The following is a 20,776-nucleotide window of genomic DNA, read 5'->3' as shown; positions in this document are numbered from 1 at the left end:
CGGGTCGTCATGGGCCACGGCGGGGGCGGCATGCTCTCCGCCGAGCTGGTCCGCGACGTCTTCGCGCCCGCCTTCGGCGGCGGGCACCTGGCCGAGCTCGGCGACTCCGCCGTGCTGGACCTCGGTCCACAGGCGGGCGGCGCGCGGATCGCCTTCTCCACCGACACGTTCGTGGTGCGGCCGCTCTTCTTCCCCGGTGGCAGCATCGGCGACCTCGCCGTCAACGGCACCGTCAACGACCTGGCCATGAGCGGCGCCGTACCCGCCTACCTCGCCTGCGGCTTCGTGCTGGAGGAGGGCGTGGAGCTCGACACCGTCAGCCGTGTCGCACAGGCGCTCGGCGCGGCGGCCCGGCGCGCCGGGGTCGAGGTGGTGACCGGTGACACCAAGGTGGTCGAGTCCGGCCACGGCGACGGCGTCTACGTGAACACCTCCGGCGTCGGGCTGATCGCGCCCGGCGTCGACATCCGCCCGCAGCGGGCGCGGCCGGACGACGTGGTGCTGGTCAGCGGGCCGATCGGGGTGCACGGCGTCGCGGTGATGAGCGTCCGAGAGGGGCTGGAGTTCGGCGTCGAGGTCGTCAGCGACTGCGCACCGCTCGGGGATCTGGTCCGCACGCTGCTGGCCGCGGTCCCGGACGTCCACGTGCTGCGCGACCCCACCCGCGGCGGCCTGGCGGCCGCGCTCAACGAGATCGCCGTCGCGGCGGGCGTCGGCGTCACCGTCGACGAGCGCGCGGTGCCGGTGCCGCCGGAGGTGGCCAACGCCTGCGCGATCCTGGGCCTGGACCCCTGGTACGTCGCCAACGAGGGCAAGCTCGTCGCCTTCGTGCCGCGCGAGCACGCCGACGCCGCCCTCGCCGCGCTGCGCTCCCACCCGCTGGGCGCGCAGGCGGCGGTCATCGGCGCCTGCACCGACCAGCACCCCGGCATGGTCGTCGCCCGCACCGGCCTGGGCGGCACCCGGGTGGTCGACCTGCCGCTGGGGGAGCAGCTGCCGCGCATCTGCTGAGTCAGGAGAGCACGTGACCGAGCGGGTGCCGTCGCGGATCGGCCGGGCAGTACAGGATCCGGAAGATGCCGCTCCGTGTCATGTTGACGCGCGTGGGCCGGCGGTCCTGCCGGCGCCGCGGGTCGCCCCAGGTGAATCCCGGATCGCCCTGGGGCGGCCAGTGGTCCAGCCACTCCTCGCTGTCGGTGGTGAGCAGCGGGCGCATCCGCGTTCCGCAGACGCAGGTTTGCAGGCTACCCACGCCTCCTTCCGGCACGGTTCGCCCGTCGGAAGGGACCGGCCGGGTAGCCTCGGACGGGCGGCCGTCGGTGGCCGCACGGGGGAGGGAAGCCTGGTGCGGACGCACACGACGGTGGCGCGCGACCCGGGGCGCGGAGCCCGTGGCACCGGCGCGGCGTATGTGGAGCGGCGGCGGACGCTGGTCGGACTGCTGCGCGGCACAGTGCTGGAGATCGGCGCGGGCACGGCCGGGAGCCACGCGGACCTCGATCCCGAGGTCCGCTGGCTCGGGCTCGAACCCGCCGTCAGGACCCGGCGGAGACTTGCCCGTCACGCCGCCGACCACGGGCGGCCCGGCAGCGTGGTGGCCGGACGGGCCGAGGCGCTGCCGCTCGCGGCGGGCAGCGTGGACGCGGTGCTCTCCTGCGTGGTGCTCTGCTCCGTCGGCGACCAGGACCGCGCCCTCGCCGAGATCCGCCGGGTGCTGCGGCCCGGCGGGCTGTTCGTCTTCTTCGAACACGTCGCCGCGCCCGAGGGCACCGCGCAGGCGCGCGTCCAGCGCCTGTGGGCGCCCTGCTCCCGCCTGTTCGACGCCGGCTGCCGCCCGCACCGCCCGACCGCGCAGCGCATCGCGGCGGCTGGGTTCGCCGGCGTCGACCTGCGCTGGTTCGACCTCGGCGGCCGCCTCACCCCGTACGGCCCCTACATCGCCGGCTGCGCCGCCCGCTGACCGGACGGCGTGTCAGCGCCGCGCAGCCCGTCCAGGATCGGTGCGAGGTCCGGGGCGGTGAGGGCGTAGCGGACGATGCGGCCGTCCTTCGTCCCGGTGACGATCCCCGCCGCGCGCAGCAGGCGCAGGATCTGGGAGACGGCCGGGTCGGCGATGCCCGTCGCCGTGGCCAGGTCGGTGACGGCGATCGGGCCGGCGTGGTGCAGGGCCAGCAGGATCGCGAGGCGGTGGGGCTCCCCGAGCAGGGCGAAGCGGTCGGCCCACGTGGTGAGGCGGTCGGCGTCGCCGATGCCCTCGATGGCGGCGCACACCGTGTGGTCGTCGATGACCTTGCGGTCGGCACGCTCGGCGGGAACAAGATGCATGCCGGTCATTGTGGCCCGTCCCACGAGGTGATTCGCAACACCTGCGCACCTGTGCAGGCTTGTGGGGGTTTGCGATCAGCCCTAGGGTGGTCGCTGCCGTGGTGTTCGGGAAGACCGGTACGAATCCGGAGCGGCCCTCGCCACTGTGATCGGGAAGTCCTCGTTTCGTTTCCCGCGGCCGTCAGCGGTCGCCGGAGGTCACTGGGCGCGTCAGCGCCTGGGAAGGCCAGAAGCAAGGGCGGCAGCCCCCGTCAGCCAGGAGACCGGCCACGGCACGCATTGTGACCATTCCACGAGGTGCTGGAGAGGCTGGCCTTGGATGACCCTGCCCGAAAACTCTTCCCCGACGCTCACCGCGGCGATACCCGCGACCCCCGTCCTGCGCTGGGAGAGAAGAGACTGGTGGCGCACCGGTGCGCTGCTGGCCGTGATCGCGGTGATGCACGTCGTCGGTTTCGGCATCCTCGCCGTGATGGTGGCGCCCCATCACTACAAGGTCGGCACCCAGGTGTTCGGCCTCGGCCTGGGCGTGACCGCCTACACCCTGGGCATGCGGCACGCCTTCGACGCCGACCACATCGCCGCGATCGACAACACCACCCGCAAGCTCATGGCCGACGGCAAGCGCCCGATCTCCGTGGGCTTCTGGTTCGCCCTCGGCCACTCGTCGATCGTGATCCTGCTGGCCGCGGGCATCGCCGGCGGGGTGCGGCTGGCGACGACGCTGACGAACGACAACTCCAGCGCCCGTCACGAGCTGGGCACCGTCAGCACATTGGCCTCCGGGAGCTTCCTCTACCTGATCGCCGCGCTCAACCTGGTGGCCCTGCTGGGCATCTGGAAGGTCTTCACGGCGATGCGCGCCGGGCAGTTCGACGAGCACGAGCTGGAGAAGCACCTCGACAGCCGGGGCTTCATGAACCGCGTCCTGGGCCGGCTGACGAAGTCCATCACCCGTCCGGGGCAGATGTTCCCGATCGGCCTGCTGTTCGGCATCGGCTTCGACACCGCGACCGAGGTCACCCTGATGGTGATGGCCGGCTCCGGCGCGGCCGCCGGCCTGCCCTGGTACGCGATCGTCTGCCTGCCGCTGCTCTTCGCCTCGGGCATGAGCCTGTTCGACACCCTCGACGGCACGTTCATGAACTTCGCCTACCACTGGGCGTTCGCCAACCCGGTCCGCAAGGTCTACTACAACCTCACCATCACCGGGCTCTCGATCGCCGTCGCCTTCCTGATCGGCACCATCGAGCTCGTCGGCATCCTGCACGACCAGCTGAACCTGACCGACCCGGTCACCGGCTGGATCTCGGACGTCGACCTCAACAACGTCGGCTTCGTCATCGTCGGCCTCTTCGTGGTCGTCTGGGCCTGCGCCATCGGGTACTGGCGCCTGGCCCGGGTGGAGCGCCGCTGGAAGCAGGCCGACCCCGCCTGACGTGCTAGTCTGCGCCCGACCGGAAATCTGCGCAGGCTTGCAGGTTTCCGGTGGCACGACAGGCAGCGAAGCCGGTGACGCCCGCGGGAACGCGGGCCATTCCGGCGCTGTCCCGCAACTGTGAGGGCCGCCCGACGGGCGGCCCGAGCCAGGTCGCCTCCTGCCGCGCTACGACATCGACCCTCGTGGGAAGGGCGATCCGTCTGCTCAGGGTGCGCCTTCGTGCGCGGCCGGTCGCCGGGTTGGCTTCTTCCCTCCCTCACGGCAGGAAGTAGCACATGGCACAGCGACCGCTGGTCCGCTCTGTTGCGACGGCAGCCGCGGCGATCGCTGCGTTGGCCGCCGTCGCCGGCTGCGGTTCGTCGGGCTCGGGTACTTCGGGTTCCGCCGCCCCGTCCGCGTCGACGGGCGCGTCCTCGGCCGCGGCCGCCGCGTTCCCGGTCACGGTGACGCCGTCGAACGGCAAGGTCACCGTCAAGGACCAGCCCAAGCACATCGTCTCGCTGTCGCCGACCGCGACCGAGGACCTGTACGCGGTGGGCGCGGGCAGCCAGGTCGTCGCGGTGGACTCGACGTCCGACTACCCCAAGGGCGCACCGGTCACCAGCCTCAGCGGGCTGACGCCGAACGTCGAGGCGATCGTCAAGTACAGCCCGGACCTGGTCGTCGCCTCGCAGGACTCCGGCGGCCTCGTCGCGAGCCTGCGAAAGCTCGGCGTCCCGGTCATGATCGAGCCGGCCGCGGCCACGCTCGACGACGCCTACACGCAGATCGAGCAGATCGGCCAGGCCACCGGCCACGCCGACAAGGCCGCCGCCACCGTCGCCGGGATGAAGACGCAGATCGCCGCGACGGTCGCGAAGGCGGGCGCCGCGCACCCGAACCTCGGCTACTACTGGGAGCTGAGCGCCAACCCGTACTACTCGGCCACGTCGAAGACCTTCGTCGGCCAGGTCGTCTCCCTGTTCGGCCTGAAGAACATCGCCGACGCGGCGGACAAGGCCGCCGACGGCGGCTACCCGCAGCTGTCCGCCGAGTACGTCGTCAAGGCGCAGCCGCAGATCATCTTCCTGGGCGACAACGAGGCCGCCGACGGCGGGCAGAGCCCGGCGGTCGTCGCCGCCCGCCCGGGCTGGTCGGGGATCCCGGCGGTGAAGAACAGTCAGGTCGTCGGCCTGAACGACGACGTGGCCTCCCGCTGGGGCCCGCGACTGCCCGAGCTGGTCGCCGAGATCGCCGCGGCGGTCGAGAAGGCGCCCACCAAGTGACCCCGAGCGGCCGACGAGGGTGAGGCGGGCCAGGGTGCGCGGACGCACGGCACGCGCCTACGGCGTCGCGGTGGTCTTCCTGGCCGCCGCGGTGCTGCTGGGCGCCATGGTCGGGGCGGCGGACCTCAATCCGCTCGCCACCGGCGCCGCACTGCTCGACCGGCTGCCGTTCGTGCACCTGTCCGGCGGGCTCAGCCCGCTGGACCAGGCGGTGCTCTTCCAGATCCGCTTGCCCCGGGTGGTCCTGGCGGCGCTGGTCGGCGGCGCGCTGTCGCTCTCCGGCGCGGGGTACCAGGGCGTGTTCCGCAACCCCCTGGTCGACTCCTCGCTGCTCGGCGCCTCGGCGGGCGCGGGGCTCGGCGCGACCGTCGCCATCGTGGCCATGGGCGGGGCCGACGCACAGGCCCTGCCGCTCGCGGCGTTCCTCGGCTCGCTCGCCGGAGTCGCCTTCGCCTACCTCGCCGGAGCCAGCGGCGGGCCCGGAACGGCGACGCTGCTGCTGTCCGGGCTCGCCGTCTCGATGTTCCTCACCGCCGTGCAGACGTACGTGCTGCAACGCTCCACCCAGGACATCCAGCAGGTCTACTCCTGGCTGCTGGGCTCCCTGTCCGCCGCCACCTGGCACCAGAGCGCCCAGATCCTGCCCTACCTCGCGGTCGCCACCGTGCTGGTGCTGCTGCACGGCCGTCACCTGGACGTGCTGTCCGTCGGCGACGAGGAGGCCCGTTCGCTCGGGCTGCACCCCGGCCGGATCCGGCTGACCGTCGTGGCCGCGTGCGCGCTGGCCGCCGCGAGTGCGGTCGCGGTCAGCGGCCTGATCGGCTTCGTCGGCCTCGTCGTTCCGCACGCGGTCCGCCGTCTCGCGGGCCCCTCCTACCGGATCGTGCTGCCGCTGTCGCTGCTGTACGGGGCGGGGTTCCTGGTGCTGGCCGACACGCTCGCGCGCACCGTCGTCTCCCCGGCCGAACTGCCCATCGGCGTCGTCACCGCGCTGATCGGCTCCCCGGCGTTCGTCTGGATCCTGCGCTCCACCCGGTCGGTGCGCACATGAGCGCGCACGCCGACGGTCCGGAGCTGTCCGGCCTGGAGCTGTCCGGCCTGGACGTCGACCTGGACCGCACCCCCGTGGTGCGGGAGCTCTCCGGTGCTGTGGCCCAGGGCGGCTGGCTCGCCCTGATCGGCCCGAACGGCGCGGGCAAGTCGACCGCGCTGCGCGCCGTCGCCGGCCTGATCCCGCACCGGGGCACCGTCCTGGTGGACGGCACCGACGTCAGCGCCCTGCGCACCCGTGAGCGGGCCCGCCTGATCGCCTACGTCCCGCAGGCGCCGCTGCTGCCGCCGGACATGACGGTCCGCGACTACGTGCTGCTGGGTCGCACGCCGCATCTGGGATACCTCGCGAGCCCGGGCGACCGTGACCGCGAGACCGCCGCGCGCACCCTGGACGAGCTCGACCTCACCTCCTTCGCCGGCCGCCGCCTCGCCCAGCTCTCCGGCGGCGAGCGCCAGCGCGCCGCGATCGCCCGCGCCCTGGCCCAGGAACCGCGCCTGCTGCTGCTCGACGAGCCGACCTCCGCCCTCGACCTCGGGCACCAGCAGCACGTCCTGGACCTCGTCGACGGGCTGCGCCACACCCAGGGCCTGACCGTGGTCACCACCCTGCACGACCTGACCACCGCCGCCCAGTACGCCGACCGGCTCCTGCTGCTGCACCGGGGCCGCGTCGAGGCGAGCGGCACCCCGGCCGAGGTCATCACGCAGGACGTGGTCACGCGCGTCTACGAGGCCCGCGTCTCGGTCACCACCGACCCCGAGGGCAGGCCCGTGGTCACCCCGTTGCGTCGTCCCGACTGAAGCCTGGCGCCCCGAGGCGTACCGGTCCGCCGGATCCGGTTCCCGGTGGACGCTGGTGGTCCGGCTGCCGATGCCTTTCGGCGTGCGCGAGTACCACGGCTGGCCCTCGGGCCGGGACACGGCCGGCGCGTCGGCAGCTGACGCGCCGGGTCCGCGCGCGGTCCCCGCGTCAGTCCTCCATGCGGCGCAGCAGGTAGGTGTCCATCAGCCAGCCCTTGGCCTCGCGGGCCTCCTGGCGAAGGCGCGCGATCTCGCGCGCCTTGTCGGCCAGCGGGCCGGAGACCAGGATCTCGTCCTCGGTGCCGAGGTAGGCGCCGTAGTGGATGTGGACGCCCTCCGGGTCGATGGCGGCGAAGGCCGCCTTGCCGTCGAGCATCACCACGGCGTCCTCCGCCCCGGCCGGGAAGCCCTCGGCGGCGAGCCGGCGCCCGGTCGTGATCCGCACCGGACGTCCGACCCGGTTCAAGGTGGTGCGGTGACGGGCCGCCAGGACGGAGACGCTGCTGATGCCCGGGATCACCTCGTAGGTGAACGCCGTCCGGCCCTGCGCCAGGATCTCGTCGAGCACGGCGGTGATGCTGTCGAACAGGCAGGGGTCGCCCCAGACCAGCAGCGCGCCCGTGCCGTCCGGTCCGATGTGCTCGGCCATCATGCCCTCGACCAGCGCGGCGCGACGACGCCGCCAGTCGTCGACCGCCTCCCGGTAGGCGGGGGTGGTGCGGTCCCGTTCCGCGTCCGGGATCTCGACCACGAGGTGGCCGGGGCGTCCGTGCTCCTCGATCATCAGGCGGCGCAGCTCGACGAGCTCCTGCCGCTGTTCGTTCTTGTCGAGGAGCAGGAAGACGTCGGTGCGCGCGAAGGCCTTGACCGCCTGCAGGGTGAGGTGGTCCGGGTCGCCCGAGCCGATGCCGATGACGTTGATGTGCCGCATGCGGGTGATTCTTCCGGATGCGGGTCCGCGGCCCGACACCCAGGTCGGCGCTGGAGCCGCCCGGACGAGGGACTATAGGGTCGCCTGATGAGCACCATGACTCCCGAGGTCCTGATCGAGCGGCGCGGCCGCGCCGGCGTGATCGTCCTCAACCGCCCGCGCGCGCTCAACGCCCTCACCCACGGCATGGTCCTGGCCGTCGCCGCGGCGCTGGACGCCTGGGAGCACGACGAGAGCGTCGCCACCGTGGTCCTGACCGGCGCCGGGGAGCGCGGCCTGTGCGCGGGCGGCGACATCGTCGCCATCCACCGCGCGGCGACCACCGGCGACCCGGGCGACGCCGAGGCGTTCTGGCGCGACGAGTACCGGCTCAACGCCCGCATCGCGCGCTACCCCAAGCCCTACGTCGCGCTGATGGACGGCATCGTGATGGGCGGCGGCGTCGGCCTCTCGGCCCACGGCGGCGTCAGGGTCGTCACCGAGCGCACCAGGCTCGCCATGCCGGAGACCGGCATCGGCTTCGTGCCCGACGTCGGCGGCACCTACCTGTTGTCCCGCACGCCCGGGGAGCTCGGCACCCATCTCGCGCTCACGGCGGGCTCGGCGGGGGCCGGGGACGCGCTGTTGTGCGGCCTGGCCGACCACCACGTCCCGGCCGACCGGCTGGCGGCGCTGCTGGACGACCTGGCGACCCATGACGTCCCCACCGCGCTCGCCCGGCACGCCGAGGCGGCCCCTGCGGCGCCGCTGGCGGAACAGCGGGCCTGGATCGACGCCTGCTACGGCGCCGCGACCGCCGAGGAGGTCGTCGAGCGGCTGCTGGCGGTCGGCGACACCGCGGCCAAGGAGGCGGCCGACCGGATCACCGGCAACTCGCCCACGGCCGTCAAGGCCACCCTCGCCGCCCTGCGCCGGGCGCGGGCGCTCGGCTCGCTCGAGGCGGTGCTCGACCAGGAGTACCGCAGCTCCTGCGCCGCCCTGCGCACGCCCGACCTCGCCGAGGGCATCCGCGCCCAGGTGATCGACAAGGACCGCGCCCCGCACTGGCGCCCGGTCACCCTGGAGGCCGTCACCGACCAGGACATCGAGCGGTACTTCGCCCCGCTGGGCGAGGGGGAGCTCCGCCTCGCCCGCTGACGCGGCCTACCGCGCCGCCGCGCACCACGCCAGCGCCGCCGCCAGGTCCGCCGCCTGCGGGACGCCCGGGGGCGCGGGCGGGCGCCGGACGAGGACCACGGGCAGGCCGAGCTCGCGGGCCGCCGCGAGCTTGGGGGCGGTGGCCGCGCCGCCGCTGTCCTTGGTGACCAGCACGTCGACACGGTGGCGCCGCAGCAGCTCCAGCTCGCCGTCCAGCGTGAACGGGCCGCGGTCCAGCAGGACTTCGAGGTTCGGCGGCAGCGGGGGCTCCGGCGCGTCGACGGAACGGGCCAGGAACCAGAGGCGGTCCAGGGCGGGAAGGCGGTCCGGCCCGGCGAAGGGCGCCAACTCCTTGCGTCCCGTGGTCAGGAAGATCCGGCGGCCCAGCTCCGGCAGCGCGGCCGCGGCGTCGACGAGGGAGGAGACCGGGATCCAGCGGTCGCCGTCGACCGGACGCCAGCCGGGGCGCCGCAGCAGGAGCAGCGGCACGCCCGTCTCGGCGGCGGCCCGGGCCGCGTTGGCGCTGATACCGTCCGCGAAGGGATGGGTGGCGTCCACGACGGCACTCACCTGCTCGGCGCGCAGCCACGCCGCCAGCCCAGCCGCCCCGCCGAACCCGCCGACGCGCACGGAGCCGTGTGGGAGCGCGGGTTGGGATACACGCCCCGCCAGCGAGCTGGTCACCCGCGGCGAGGGGGTCCTGGCGGCCAGCTCGGCGGCCAACTGCCGGGCCTCGGCGGTGCCGCCGAGGATCAGTACATGACGCTCCGTCATGCCTGGTCGAGAGTCCCGTCGAACGCCCGCAGAATGCGCTCCGCGGCCAGTGTCGCCGTCAACCCGCCGGCGCGGACCTCGGCTTCGAGCTCCGGTGCGAGCGCGCGCACCGCCGGGTGGCCGTCGAGACGGCCGAGCAGCTCGTCGCGGACCATCGACCAGGCCCACTCCACCTGCTGGTCCCGGCGCTTGGCGGTGAGCCGCCCGGTGGACTCCAGCAGCACCCGGTGCTGTTCGAGCCGGTCCCACAGGGTGTCCAGGCCGCTGGACTCCCGCGCGCTGCAACTGAGCACCGGCGGCGTCCAGGCGGCGTCGGCGGGGTGCATCAGGCGCAGCGCGCCCGCGAGTTCGCGCGCGGCGGCGCGGGCGTCGCGCTCGTGCGGGCCGTCGGCCTTGTTGACCGCGATCACGTCGGCCAGCTCCAGCACGCCCTTCTTGATGCCCTGGAGCTGGTCGCCGGTGCGGGCGAGGGTGAGCAGCAGGAAGGTGTCCACCATCTGCGCGACGGTCGTCTCCGACTGGCCCACACCCACCGTCTCCACCAGCACGACGTCGTAGCCCGCCGCCTCCATCACCACCATCGACTCGCGGGTGGCCTTGGCCACGCCGCCGAGCGTGCCGGCGCTGGGGGAGGGGCGGACGAACGCGGCCGCGTCGACGGCCAGGCGCTCCATCCGGGTCTTGTCGCCCAGGATCGAGCCCCCGGTCCGCGTGGACGACGGGTCGACGGCGAGCACCGCGACCCGGTGGCCCAGCCCGGTGAGCATCGTGCCGAACGCGTCGATGAACGTGGACTTGCCGACGCCGGGCACGCCGCTGATGCCGATCCGCCGCGCGTGGCCCGTGTGCGGCAGCAGCTCCGTCAGCAGCTGCTGGGCCAGCACCCGGTGGTCGGCGCGGGTGGACTCGACGAGCGTGACGGCGCGGGCGACGAACGCCCGCTTGCCGTCGAGCACGCCCTTGACGTAGGCGTCGAGGTCGATGCCCACCGCGACTACAGCTCCGGGTGACCGAGCGAGGCGCCGAGGCGCTGCACCAGGTCGTGGGCCGCGTCCGGGATGACCGTGCCGGGCGGGAAGACCGCCGCGGCGCCCATGTCGAGGAGCGTCCGGACGTCCTGCGGCGGGATGACGCCACCCACGACGATCATGATGTCCTCGCGGCCCTCCGCCGCCAGCTCCTCGCGCAGCGCCGGCACCAGCGTCAGGTGACCGGCCGCCAGCGAGGAGACGCCGACGATGTGCACGTCCGCCTCGACGGCCTGGCGGGCCACCTCGGCCGGGGTCTGGAACAGCGGGCCCACGTCCACGGTGAAGCCGAGGTCGGCGAAGGCCGTGGCGATCACCTTCTGGCCGCGGTCGTGGCCGTCCTGGCCCATCTTGGCGACCAGGATGCGCGGACGGCGGCCCTCGGCCACCTCGAAGGAGTCGACCAGCGCGCGGGTGCGGCCGATCGACGGGGACTCGCCTGCCTCGTTGCGGTACACACCGGAGATCGTACGGATCTGGCTGGTGTGCCGCCCGTACACCTTCTCGAGTGCGTCGGAGATCTCACCGACGGTGGCCTTCGCGCGGGCCGCGTTGACGGCCAGCGCGAGCAGGTTGCCCTCCAGGCCGGTGCTGGAGCCGCGCTCGGCGGCCGCCGTCAGCGCGCGCAGCGCGTCCTGCGTCGCGGTCTCGTCGCGTTCCTCGCGCAGGCGCCGCAGCTTGGCGATCTGCTGGGCGCGCACCGAGGAGTTGTCGACCTGGAGCACGTCGATCGCCTCGTCGTTCTCGACGCGGTACTTGTTGACGCCGATGACCGGCTGACGCCCGGAGTCGATGCGCGCCTGGGTGCGGGCGGCCGCCTCCTCGATGCGCATCTTCGGGATGCCCGCGTCGATGGCCTTGGCCATGCCGCCGGCCGCCTCGACCTCCTGGATGTGCGCCCAGGCGCGACGGGCCAGGTCGTAGGTGAGCTTCTCGACGTAGGCGGAGCCGCCCCACGGGTCGATGACCCGGCCGGTGCCCGACTCCTGCTGGAGCAGCAGCTGGGTGTTGCGGGCGATGCGCGCGGAGAAGTCGGTCGGCAGCGCGAGCGCCTCGTCCAGCGCGTTGGTGTGCAGCGACTGGGTGTGTCCCTGGGTGGCGGCCATCGCCTCCACGCAGGTGCGGGTGACGTTGTTGAACACGTCCTGCGCGGTGAGCGACCAGCCCGAGGTCTGCGAATGCGTGCGCAGCGAGAGCGACTTGGTGTTCTTCGGGTCGAACTGCCTGACCAGCTTGGCCCAGAGCAGGCGGCCCGCGCGCAGCTTGGCGATCTCCATGAAGAAGTTCATGCCGATCGCCCAGAAGAAGCTCAGCCGCGGCGCGAAGGTGTCCACGTCCAGGCCCACGGCCTGCCCGGCGCGCAGGTACTCCACGCCGTCCGCGAGGGTGTAGGCCAGCTCCAGGTCGGCCGTGGCCCCGGCCTCCTGGATGTGGTAGCCCGAGATGGAGATGGAGTTGTAGCGTGGCATCTTCTGCGAGGTGTACGCGAAGATGTCGGAGATGATCCGCATCGAGGGCTTCGGCGGATAGATGTAGGTGTTGCGGACCATGAACTCCTTGAGGATGTCGTTCTGGATGGTCCCCGCCAGCTTCTCGGGCGGCACCCCCTGCTCCTCGGCCGCCACGATGTAGAGCGCGAGAACGGGCAGCACCGCGCCGTTCATCGTCATCGACACCGTCATCTTGTCCAGCGGGATGCCGTCGAACAGCTGCCGCATGTCGTAGATGGAGTCGATCGCGACGCCGGCCATGCCGACGTCGCCGGTGACGCGCGGGTGGTCGCTGTCGTAGCCGCGGTGGGTCGGCAGGTCGAAGGCGATCGACAGGCCCTTCTGACCCGCCGCCAGGTTGCGGCGGTAGAACGCGTTCGACTCCTCGGCGGTGGAGAAGCCCGCGTACTGCCGGATCGTCCACGGCTGGTTGACGTACATCGTCGGGTACGGCCCGCGCAGGTACGGCGCGACACCCGGGTAGGTGCCCAGGAAGTCCAGGCCCTCCAGGTCCTGCCCGGTGTACAGCGGCTTGACGGAGATGCCCTCGGGCGTCTCCCAGAGCAGGTCGCCGACGCTGCTGCCGGTCGTCTCCTTGACCGCCGAGCGCCACTGCTCCTCGGTCGCCCCGGCCGGGGTGCCCGGGCCGAGCTCGACCCGCGAGAAGTCGGGAATCTGGGTCACGCCTGGGCTCCGATGAGGTCGAGGGCGGAGGAGAGGACGGCCGGCGCGTCGCAGCCGGCGAAGACGTAGGCGTCGACGTGCGCGAACTCGGCGGGACGGCCCGCCAGGTAGACGCGGGTGGCACCGGCGGCGCGCAGCGCCTCGGCGACGGCCTCGGCCTGCTCGCCGTACAGCTCGTCGCTGGAGCACAGGCACGCGATCGTGGCGCCACTGGCGGTGAACGCCCCGGCCGCCGTCGCCGCGTCCACCGACACCGGCTCGTGCACCGGCTCGATGCCGCCGGCCTGGAACAGGTTCGCGGCGAAGGTCGCGCGCGGGGTGTGCGCGGCGGCCGGGCCGAGCGCGGCCACGAAGACCCGGGGCCGGGCCCCGGTGGCGGCCAGGTGCGCGTCGGAGCGGAGGCGCAGCGCCTCGTACGCCTCGTCGCGGCGCACCTGCGGCAGGCCGCCGGTCGCCTGCGCGGCACGCCCGAGCGGACGGACCGCCGGGGCCTCCTCGCGGACGACGGCCTTCTCGGCGAGGTTCGGGAACTCGCTGACGCCGGTGATCGGCTCCTTGCGCCGCGCGAGCTTCTTGCCCCGCGCTGCCCAGGTGGCCGCGATCCGCTCGCCCACCAGGCCCGAGCGCAGCGCGGCCCCCTGGCCGCCCGCCTGCTCCAGCTCCTGGAAGAACGCCCAGGCGGCCTGGGCGAGTTCGTCGGTCAGCCGCTCCACGTACCAGGAGCCGCCGGCCGGGTCGGTGACCCGGCCCAGGTGCGACTCCTCCAGCAGGACGGACGAGGTGTTGCGGGCGATCCGGCGCGCGAACGCGTCCGGCAGCCCGAGGTCGTGGTCGAACGGCAGCACGGTGACGGAGTCCGCCCCGCCCACCCCGGCCGCCAGCGTGGCGATCGTGGTGCGCAGCATGTTCACGTACGGGTCCCGACGGGTCATCATCACCGGCGAGGTCACCGCGTGCTGGAGCTGCGCGCCCTCGGCCCCTGCCCCGCAGACCTCGGCGACCCGCGCCCACAGGCGCCGCGCCGCGCGGAGCTTCGCCACCGTCAGGAACTGGTCGGCGGTGGCCGCGTAGCGGAACTCCAGCTGCCGGCACGCCTCGTCGACACTGAGCCCGGCCTCGGTCAGCAGCCGCAGGTAGGCGACGCCGGTCGCCAGCGAGCAACCCAGCTCCTCCGCCGCCGAGGCGCCGGCCTCGTGGTAGGGGAGCGCGTCGACGGTCAGCGCCCGGATGCCCGGGTAGTCACGCGCGCAGATCCGGGCCAGCTCGACGGCGTCGGCGCTGTCCGCGGCCTCGCCGGTGCGGGCCGCGAGCCCGAGCGGGTCCGCGCCGAGGTTGCCGCGCGCGGCCTCACGCGCCACGCCCTTGGCGTCGTACAGCCGCAGCAGCTCCCGCGCGGCCGCGCCGGTCTCGGCGCCGGCGTCGAGCACGACCGGCGCGAGGTCCAGGTAGACCCCGTCCAGCGCCCGGCCCAGGTCGGCGACGGCCACGCCCGATCCGCCGACGGCCAGCCACACGGAGGTGACGCCGTTCTCCAGGTCGCCCAGCACGGCCTCGTTGGAGCGGTCCGCCTCCGGCCGCTCGTGCCGCTGACGGACGTCCCAGCCCGTCGTCGCGGCACGCCCGCCACGAACGTACGGGGCGAACCCCGGGAACCCGGCGGCGGTGTCCGAGGCGGTGTCCGCGGTGTGGAGCGGAGCGAGGACGAGACCGTCCTCCAGCTCCGTGGCCAGCGCCATTTCGGCGTCGGGCCCCGACAGCTCCTTGCCTGACTTGCGCAGCACACCTGCCACCAGGTTCTGCCACTGGGCATGGGATGCGTCGGGGAATTCGGCAGCGAGCGTGAGCCCGTCATCAGGCAGGACCGTCATAGCTGGATGTTATTGCAGGTCACTCAAGGTTCAGCAGAGCCCGGCACTGTGACGAATCCCTCTCCGCTCTCGTCGGTGGAGTCGTCGGTGTCGTCGCGTCGGTGGCCGCGCCGGGCGTCGCGGTCGAAGATGCCCAGGATCTCGCACGGGCCGCCGGCGCTGCCGATGGCATGCGGCATCATCGTCGGGAACTCGGCGGCCTGGTGGGTCTCGATCCGCAGGCTGCGGTGGCCGAGCAGCAGGATCGCCGTGCCGGACAGCACCACGAGCCACTCGCGTCCCGGGTGCGCCCGCATCCGCGCCGGGTTGTCCGGCGGTGGCTCGGTCATCCGCCGCCGGACGACGGTCATGCCCGGGTCGCCCTTGACGGGCCAGCGCATCACGCCGTGGGCGGCGTCGATCGCGGGGCTGATGACGACGTCGTCGGCGGCGGTCTCGACGAGCTGGTCCAGCGTGGTGTCCAGGGCGCGCGCGAGGGTGACCAGCTGGTCCAGCGCGAGGCGCCGCTGACCGGTCTCGATCCGGCTCAGCGAGGACTGACTGAGCCGCGCCCGCGTGGCCAGCTCCTCCAGCGACCAGCCCTGCGCGACCCGCAGGGCGCGGATGCGCCTGCGGACCAGACTGTCCAGGTCGTCGTCCTGCTGCGTCACACGCAACATCCTATGCCGGGCGCGCGCGGCCTCGGCCCCTCCGCCGGGCACGCACATGGGCGCGCCCGGGGCGGGATCGGGTGTGGCCGTGGCGGTTCGCCGTTCGGCGGCGGCCCGTTCGGTCGTGGCCGGGTCCCAGGTGTCGGGCGCGGGCGGCCTCGGGGGCTTCGCCGGCCAACGCGCGGCGGCACGCCGGGGCGGGACTGAGGCCCCTGCTGCCGACCGGCGTCCGGGCGCTTCGCCTGCCCCGCCGCCGTCGGCGGGCGCGGAGCGCCCCGGCGGGCCGGCCGTCAGCGCTGGGTGCCCTCGGTGCGGTGGAGCCAGGCGTCGAAGGTCTCGGTGCCGCGCTGCCCCGGGCCGGTCGGGAGGAGGCCCGTGCCCGCCATGGCGCGGCCGACCGCGCCGGGCAGGCGGAGGGCCAGGACCGGGGTGCGGCGGCCCCGGGCGCGCAGGACGCGACGGGTGAGGTCGGGCATGTTCTCCTCGCGCGGTCCCGCCAGCTCCGGGGCCTGGCCGACCGGGGCCTGCTCGGCCAGGCGGACCAGGGCCTCGGCCACCTCGCGTGCCGCGACCGGCTGGCTGCGCATCACCGGCACCACCGCGACCGGACCGCGCGAGCGGTCCAGCAGTTGGGCCGCGAACTCGTGGAACTGCGTCGCCCGCAGCACGCTGCCGGGCACCCCCGACGCCAGCACCAGCTCCTCCTGGCGGCGCTTGCCCAGGTAGTAGCCGAAGTCGACCCGGTCGCAGCCCACGATCGACAGCGCCACGTGGTGCCCGACGCCCGCCGCGCGCCCGGCCTCCAGCAGGCGGCCGGTGGTCTGTTCGAAGAAGGCCACCGACCGGCGGGCGCCCATGCTCGTCACGTTGCACACGTCCACGACCGCGTCCGCGCCCTTGAGCGCCGCCGGGAGGCCATCCCCGGTCAGCAGGTCGACGCCGGCCGCGCGGGCCAGCACCACGGTCTCGTGTCCGGCCGCCTGCGCGGCGTCCACGACCAGCCGTCCGACCGCTCCGGTGCCACCCGCCACTGCGATGCGCATGTCACTGTCCTTTCGTCGATCGGGTCTGTTCCCGATCGGGCCTCTCCCCGGTGGATGACGCCCCCTGCACGGTGGACAGGACAGCGCCCGCGGATGTGACATCACCCCGCCGTGCGCCGGTGTGCGGCCTTCCGCGCGCCGGTCGCGCGCCCCTGCGGAGCTCGAGTGGGAGGGCCGAGCATGCAGCCATGGCGATACCCCTGGGTGACGACGCGCACTACGTGGACACGACGGCCCGGCTGTTCGGCTGGCAGGTGGACTGGCAGCAGCGCGGCCTGCTGTCCCTGCGCCGCGGGGCGTGGGCGGCGAAGGTGCACTTCTCGCCGAGCGGAGGGTTTGTGCGCAGCTCCGTGCACGGGTCCGCGCGGGAGGCACGCGAGCTCGGGCTGTCGGAGGTGATCCGGCTGCTGGAGCGCGAGGGCTTGGCGGCACGCCCGTCGGGGTGACGCCGTCACCCGCCCCGGTGCGTGAAGTCCTGGTCGCGGATGAGCAGCGCGGACACCACGCCGCCGACCAGCGCGAGCACCGCCGTGACCACGAGCAGGGTGTCGAGCGCGCCCGCGAAGCTGGAGCGGATCGCGGACTGGAGCTGCCCGCGCAGGGCCGGCGGCACCGCGCTCGTGCCCGCGCCGACCTGGCCCTGGCGCACGGCGGCCAGGATCTGGCCGGTGTGGGCGCTCAGCGGCGTGCCGGCCAGCGCGTCCCCGAGGCGGTGGCGCAGCGAGGTGGCGAAGATCGAGCCGAGGGCGGCGATGCTGGTGGCCAGGCCGATCTGGCGGAAGGTGGAGTTGATGCCGGAGGCCATCCCCGCCCGCTCCGGCTCGACGACGCCTATCGCGGTGGAGGCCAGTGGTGGGTTGACGAAGCCCGCGCCGAGCCCGGAGACGACAAAGCCAGGGATCAGGTCGGTCCAGGTGCTCTCCCCGTTCAGTCCGGCCATCAGCAGCAGGCCCGCGCCCACCGCGAGCAGTCCCGGGCCGATCAGCCACCGCGCCGGGACGCGTTCGCTCAGCCGGCCCGCCACCGTCGCGGCCACCAGCAGCGATCCGCTGTTGACCAGCAGCCGTGCGCCGGTCGCGAGGGCCGAGTAGCCCAGCACGTCCTGGAGGTAGAGCACCAGGTACAGCAGCATCGCGAAGAGGGAACCGTTCATCGCGAACGCGGCGCAGAGCCCGCCGACGAAGGTCGGCTTGCGGAACAGGTTCAGGTCGAACATCGGGTCGGCGATCTTGCGTTCGGCGAGCACGAAGCCCACCAGCAACGCGGCGCCCAGCGCCAGGGCGGTGACCGCGCCGGTGTCGCTCCAGGAGGTCTCCCCGGCGCGGATCAGGCCGTAGACCAGGCCGACCAGGCCCAGGGTCAGCAGCACGAAGCCCGCCACGTCGAGCCTGCCGGGGTGCGGCGCGCGGGACTCCTCGACCCGCCACCGGGTGACGGCCAGGGCGGCGATCCCGATCGGGATGTTGACCAGGAAGATGCCCCGCCAGCTGATGCCGGTGGTGATCAGACCGCCCAGGATCGGGCCCAGCGAGACGGCCGCGCCCGTGATCGCGCCCCACACCCCGAAGGCCACACCCCGGTCGCGGCCCCGGAAGCTGTGCCCGAGCAGCGCCAGCGAGGTGGCGAACATGATCGCCCCGCCGACGCCCTGGCCCGCGCGGGAAAGGATCAGCATCAGCGCGCTCTGCGCCACGCCGCACAGCAGCGAGCCGGCCGTGAACACGACCAGGCCGATCAGGAACAGCCGGCGCCGTCCGTACCGGTCCGCGAGCACGCCCGAGGTCAGCAGGAAGGAGGCGAGCGCGAGGGCGTAGGCGTCGACCACCCACTGCACGTCGCTGAAACCCGCGTGCAGCGCGCGCTGGATGTCCGGCAGCGCGACCACCACGATCGTGACGTCCAGCAGCAGCATGAACGTGCCGACGCACACGGCGATCAGCGTCCACCACTTCTTCTCCATGCGCTTCGCCTTTCGACGGTGCCCTCTTCCAGCGTTGCCCGTCGCACGGCCGCTGTCTCGCCGAGGAGGCGTCAAGGAGGTCCCGCGCCTGTGTCGCGCCTGTGTCGTGGCGGAGTCCCGGCTGCTTTCGTCGGCATAGTGGCGCCATGGCAGCAGACAATTCAGGACAGAACCTGACAGCAGATGGCTCCACCGGGCCCCCGGTCGACCGGATCGTCTTCGGGGTGGGCGCCGTCGTCGTGCTCGGCGTCGTCGGCTGGGGCGCGTTCGGCAAGGGCTCGCTGGACCACGCGTCGACCACCGGCCTGAACTGGGTGCTGCGGAACTTCGGCTGGCTCTTCGTCACCGCGGCCGACGCCTTCCTGGTGCTGGCCGTGGTCATCGCCTGCAGCCGTTACGGCCGGATCCGGCTGGGCGCGGACGGGGACCGGCCGGAGTTCTCCACGCTGGCCTGGATCGCCATGATGTTCAGCGCGGGTATGGGCATCGGCCTGATGTTCTACGGCGTCGGCGAGCCCCTGCTGCACTACGCGGCGCCGCCGCCCGGCAGTGGTGTCGCCCCGCAGACGCCCGCGGCCGCGCAGACCGCGCTGGAGTACGCACTGTTCCACTGGACGCTCCACCCCTGGGCCATCTACGGCGTCGGCGGGCTCGCCCTGGCTTACTCGACCTTCCGCAAGGGCCGCGGCAACCGGATCAGCTCCGCGTTCGTCCCGCTGCTCGGGGAACGCCGGGCGGCCGGCTGGCCGGGACGGGCGATCGACCTGCTCTCCGTCTTCGCGACCGTCTTCGGCTCCGCGACCAGCCTCGGTCTCGGCGCGCTCCAGGTCTCCCAGGGCCTCGGCGTGATCTCCGACGTGCGCGACACGCAGGGCGTGCAGCTCGTCGTCATCGGCGCGCTGACCGCCGCGTTCGTCGTCTCCGCGTTCTCCGGGGTCGACAAGGGCGTGAAGTGGCTGAGCACCGGCAACATCGTGCTGGCCGCGGTCATCATGGTCTTCGTCTTCGTCGTCGGCCCGACCGTCTACGTGCTCGACGCGATCCCGGGCGCGGTCGGCGGCTACCTGAGCGACCTGCTGGTGCTGTCGACCCGGACCGCGGCCTTCACCGACCCGGCCTGGCTCGGCACCTGGACCGTCTTCTACTGGGCCTGGTGGCTCTCCTGGGCGCCGTTCGTCGGCACCTTCATCGCTCGCATCTCGCGCGGCCGGACGGTGCGTCAGTTCCTGGTCGGCGTCCTGCTGGTGCCGAGCGGCGCGACCGTGCTCTGGTTCTGCGTCATGGGCGGCAGCGCGCTGCGCCTGGACGCGACCGGGCAGGCCCGGCTGGTGGCCAAGGCGGTGGACCAGGGCGCCGAGGCGGCCCTGTTCGGCCTGCTCAAGGCGCTGCCGCTGGGCTCGGTCTCGTCGGTGGTGGCGGTGGTCCTGGTGATGACCTACTTCATCACCAGCGCCGACTCCGCCTCGCTCGTCCTGGGCTCGCTCTCGCAGAGCGGCGCGCTGCATCCGCGCACCTGGCTGACGGTCAGCTGGGGCCTGCTGATGGGCGCGGTCGCGGCCGTGCTGCTGGTGGCCGGCGGCCTGGCCGCGCTCCAGCGGGCGACGATCCTGGTGGCCCTGCCGTTCGTGCTGGTGATGCTGGCGCTGTGCGTGGCGCTGCTCAAGGAGTTGCGGTCGGACCCGCTGATGCTGAAGGACGGCGGCTGAGCCCCATGACCTCGGGGCGCACCAGCACCCAGGCGACGATCACCGCTGCGGCGCCCGCGGCGCAGGACAGCGCGTAGGCGGCGGGCAGGCGGGCCGCGAAGGAGATCAACGGCAGGGCGACCCCCGCGATCCGTGTCACCTCTCCGGGCCCCGCGAGTACGGACACGAGCGTGGATCCAATCGTCGGCAGGTCCGGCCGACGGTAGGCGGGGCGGGCCGCTCGCGGTGGCTCTCGTGGAGCACTGTCTCGGAGTGCGGACAGGATTGGCGGAGTCGACACGACGAGCGGGTTGGACGGGTTGCCTCGTCGGCGGTTCTGTGGCTGGTGGTTGGCCTCAAGGCTGCTTCGAGGCCGGTGGGGCAGCCTCTTGCCGACTGCGATCCGGGGCCAGGAGGGTTCGACGGGCTCCGGGTGGGCAGAGCGTCATCAATCGGAGCGGCGGCGACAAGAGGCGACAAGAGGAGGAGATCGGGATGGCAGGCACCAGGCTGATCATCAAGCGACCGGTCGCGTCGCGGCCACGGCCCCCGCTCGACCTGCGGACGCCGTCGGGCAAGCCGCTCCCGTACTGACCGGTTGCTGCAACCCTCCGACCTCCCCTGACACGCCCCGGCCCCGG

The 20,776-nt window shown here is 73.5% G+C and carries 20 protein-coding genes and 2 riboswitches; of the genes, 9 read left to right on the top strand and 11 right to left on the bottom strand.

Annotated features, from left to right (window positions below):
* The first annotated feature begins 9 nt into the window (after nt 1-9).
* Entirely contained in the window at nt 10-1,011 is a 1,002-nt protein-coding gene (hypE, locus tag ABH931_RS33620) for a hydrogenase expression/formation protein HypE (protein WP_370122154.1), read from the top strand.
* 1 nt (nt 1,012) lies between these two features.
* Here hypE and ABH931_RS33615 read toward each other — a convergent pair whose 3' ends face one another.
* A complete protein-coding gene (locus ABH931_RS33615) occupies nt 1,013-1,252 on the bottom strand; it encodes a hypothetical protein (RefSeq protein WP_370122009.1) in 240 nt (79 codons plus the stop codon).
* 93 nt (nt 1,253-1,345) lie between these two features.
* Between ABH931_RS33615 and ABH931_RS33610 the strand changes: the two genes are divergently transcribed.
* Complete coding sequence (locus ABH931_RS33610) at nt 1,346-1,960, top strand: class I SAM-dependent methyltransferase (RefSeq protein WP_370122006.1); 615 nt, start codon at nt 1,346-1,348, stop codon at nt 1,958-1,960.
* Here ABH931_RS33610 and ABH931_RS33605 read toward each other — a convergent pair.
* Nucleotides 1,933-2,325, bottom strand: coding sequence for an ArsR/SmtB family transcription factor (locus tag ABH931_RS33605; protein WP_370122003.1), 393 nt, complete (start codon nt 2,323-2,325; stop codon nt 1,933-1,935). The genes ABH931_RS33610 and ABH931_RS33605 overlap by 28 nt on opposite strands.
* 70 nt (nt 2,326-2,395) lie before the next feature.
* Nucleotides 2,396-2,612: riboswitch (cobalamin riboswitch) on the top strand.
* A 32-nt stretch (nt 2,613-2,644) separates the two neighbouring features.
* Here ABH931_RS33605 and ABH931_RS33600 point away from each other — a divergent pair.
* The 4 genes from ABH931_RS33600 (at nt 2,645) to ABH931_RS33585 (ending at nt 6,885) form a co-directional block, all read left to right on the top strand.
* Entirely contained in the window at nt 2,645-3,763 is a 1,119-nt protein-coding gene (locus ABH931_RS33600) for a HoxN/HupN/NixA family nickel/cobalt transporter (RefSeq protein ID WP_370122002.1), read from the top strand.
* Between the two features lie 24 nt (nt 3,764-3,787).
* Nucleotides 3,788-3,939: riboswitch (cobalamin riboswitch) on the top strand.
* 102 nt (nt 3,940-4,041) lie between these two features.
* On the top strand, nt 4,042-5,031 hold the full coding sequence (locus ABH931_RS33595) for an ABC transporter substrate-binding protein (protein ID WP_370122000.1): 990 nt from the start codon (nt 4,042-4,044) through the stop codon (nt 5,029-5,031).
* 34 nt (nt 5,032-5,065) lie between these two features.
* Entirely contained in the window at nt 5,066-6,082 is a 1,017-nt protein-coding gene (locus ABH931_RS33590; RefSeq protein WP_370121997.1) for a FecCD family ABC transporter permease, read from the top strand.
* Nucleotides 6,079-6,885, top strand: a complete 807-nt coding sequence (locus ABH931_RS33585) for an ABC transporter ATP-binding protein (RefSeq protein WP_370121995.1) — start codon at nt 6,079-6,081, stop codon at nt 6,883-6,885. Before ABH931_RS33590 ends, ABH931_RS33585 begins: the two co-directional genes overlap by 4 nt.
* Nucleotides 6,886-7,054: 169 nt before the next feature.
* On the opposite strand, the gene cobF is transcribed toward ABH931_RS33585, so the two are convergent.
* Nucleotides 7,055-7,816, bottom strand: a complete 762-nt coding sequence (cobF, locus tag ABH931_RS33580; RefSeq protein ID WP_370121992.1) for a precorrin-6A synthase (deacetylating) — start codon at nt 7,814-7,816, stop codon at nt 7,055-7,057.
* 96 nt (nt 7,817-7,912) lie between these two features.
* Here cobF and ABH931_RS33575 point away from each other — a divergent pair, with 96 nt between their 5' ends.
* Complete coding sequence (locus ABH931_RS33575) at nt 7,913-8,953, top strand: enoyl-CoA hydratase/isomerase family protein (RefSeq protein WP_370122152.1); 1,041 nt, start codon at nt 7,913-7,915, stop codon at nt 8,951-8,953.
* 6 nt (nt 8,954-8,959) lie between these two features.
* Here ABH931_RS33575 and ABH931_RS33570 read toward each other — a convergent pair whose 3' ends face one another.
* From ABH931_RS33570 to ABH931_RS33545, 6 genes are all read right to left on the bottom strand, one after another.
* Nucleotides 8,960-9,727: a cobalt-precorrin-6A reductase gene (locus ABH931_RS33570; RefSeq protein WP_370121989.1), complete on the bottom strand. Its 768-nt coding sequence runs from the start codon at nt 9,725-9,727 to the stop codon at nt 8,960-8,962.
* Entirely contained in the window at nt 9,724-10,716 is a 993-nt protein-coding gene (gene meaB / locus ABH931_RS33565) for a methylmalonyl Co-A mutase-associated GTPase MeaB (protein ID WP_370121987.1), read from the bottom strand. The genes ABH931_RS33570 and meaB overlap by 4 nt, the downstream gene beginning before the upstream one ends.
* Before the next feature lie 5 nt (nt 10,717-10,721).
* Nucleotides 10,722-12,929: a methylmalonyl-CoA mutase gene (gene scpA, locus ABH931_RS33560; protein WP_370121984.1), complete on the bottom strand. Its 2,208-nt coding sequence runs from the start codon at nt 12,927-12,929 to the stop codon at nt 10,722-10,724.
* Nucleotides 12,926-14,797, bottom strand: coding sequence for a methylmalonyl-CoA mutase family protein (locus ABH931_RS33555; protein WP_370121981.1), 1,872 nt, complete (start codon nt 14,795-14,797; stop codon nt 12,926-12,928). The genes scpA and ABH931_RS33555 overlap by 4 nt, the downstream gene beginning before the upstream one ends.
* Before the next feature lie 23 nt (nt 14,798-14,820).
* Nucleotides 14,821-15,456 carry a helix-turn-helix domain-containing protein gene (locus tag ABH931_RS33550; RefSeq protein ID WP_370121978.1) on the bottom strand — a complete coding sequence of 212 codons (636 nt, stop codon included), beginning with the start codon at nt 15,454-15,456 and terminating at the stop codon, nt 14,821-14,823.
* Nucleotides 15,457-15,737: 281 nt separating this feature from the next.
* On the bottom strand, nt 15,738-16,490 hold the full coding sequence (locus ABH931_RS33545; protein WP_370121976.1) for an SDR family oxidoreductase: 753 nt from the start codon (nt 16,488-16,490) through the stop codon (nt 15,738-15,740).
* Nucleotides 16,491-16,678: 188 nt separating this feature from the next.
* Here ABH931_RS33545 and ABH931_RS33540 point away from each other — a divergent pair, with 188 nt between their 5' ends.
* Nucleotides 16,679-16,936 (top strand): hypothetical protein, encoded by a 258-nt coding sequence (locus ABH931_RS33540; protein ID WP_370121973.1) that lies wholly within the window; start codon nt 16,679-16,681, stop codon nt 16,934-16,936.
* A 5-nt stretch (nt 16,937-16,941) separates the two neighbouring features.
* Here the strand turns inward: ABH931_RS33540 and ABH931_RS33535 are convergent, their stop codons facing one another.
* Complete coding sequence (locus ABH931_RS33535) at nt 16,942-18,450, bottom strand: MFS transporter (RefSeq protein ID WP_370121970.1); 1,509 nt, start codon at nt 18,448-18,450, stop codon at nt 16,942-16,944.
* A 146-nt stretch (nt 18,451-18,596) separates the two neighbouring features.
* Here ABH931_RS33535 and ABH931_RS33530 point away from each other — a divergent pair, with 146 nt between their 5' ends.
* Nucleotides 18,597-20,156: a BCCT family transporter gene (locus ABH931_RS33530; RefSeq protein ID WP_370121968.1), complete on the top strand. Its 1,560-nt coding sequence runs from the start codon at nt 18,597-18,599 to the stop codon at nt 20,154-20,156.
* On the opposite strand, the gene ABH931_RS33525 is transcribed toward ABH931_RS33530, so the two are convergent.
* Nucleotides 20,110-20,322 (bottom strand): hypothetical protein, encoded by a 213-nt coding sequence (locus tag ABH931_RS33525; protein WP_370121965.1) that lies wholly within the window; start codon nt 20,320-20,322, stop codon nt 20,110-20,112. The two genes, ABH931_RS33530 and ABH931_RS33525, sit on opposite strands and share 47 nt — an antisense overlap.
* Between the last annotated feature and the right edge of the window lie 454 nt (nt 20,323-20,776).

Source organism: Streptacidiphilus sp. MAP12-33 (genome assembly GCF_041261265.1).
Lineage (GTDB): Bacteria > Actinomycetota > Actinomycetes > Streptomycetales > Streptomycetaceae > Streptacidiphilus.
This window is presented reverse-complemented; position numbering and strand designations above follow the sequence as displayed.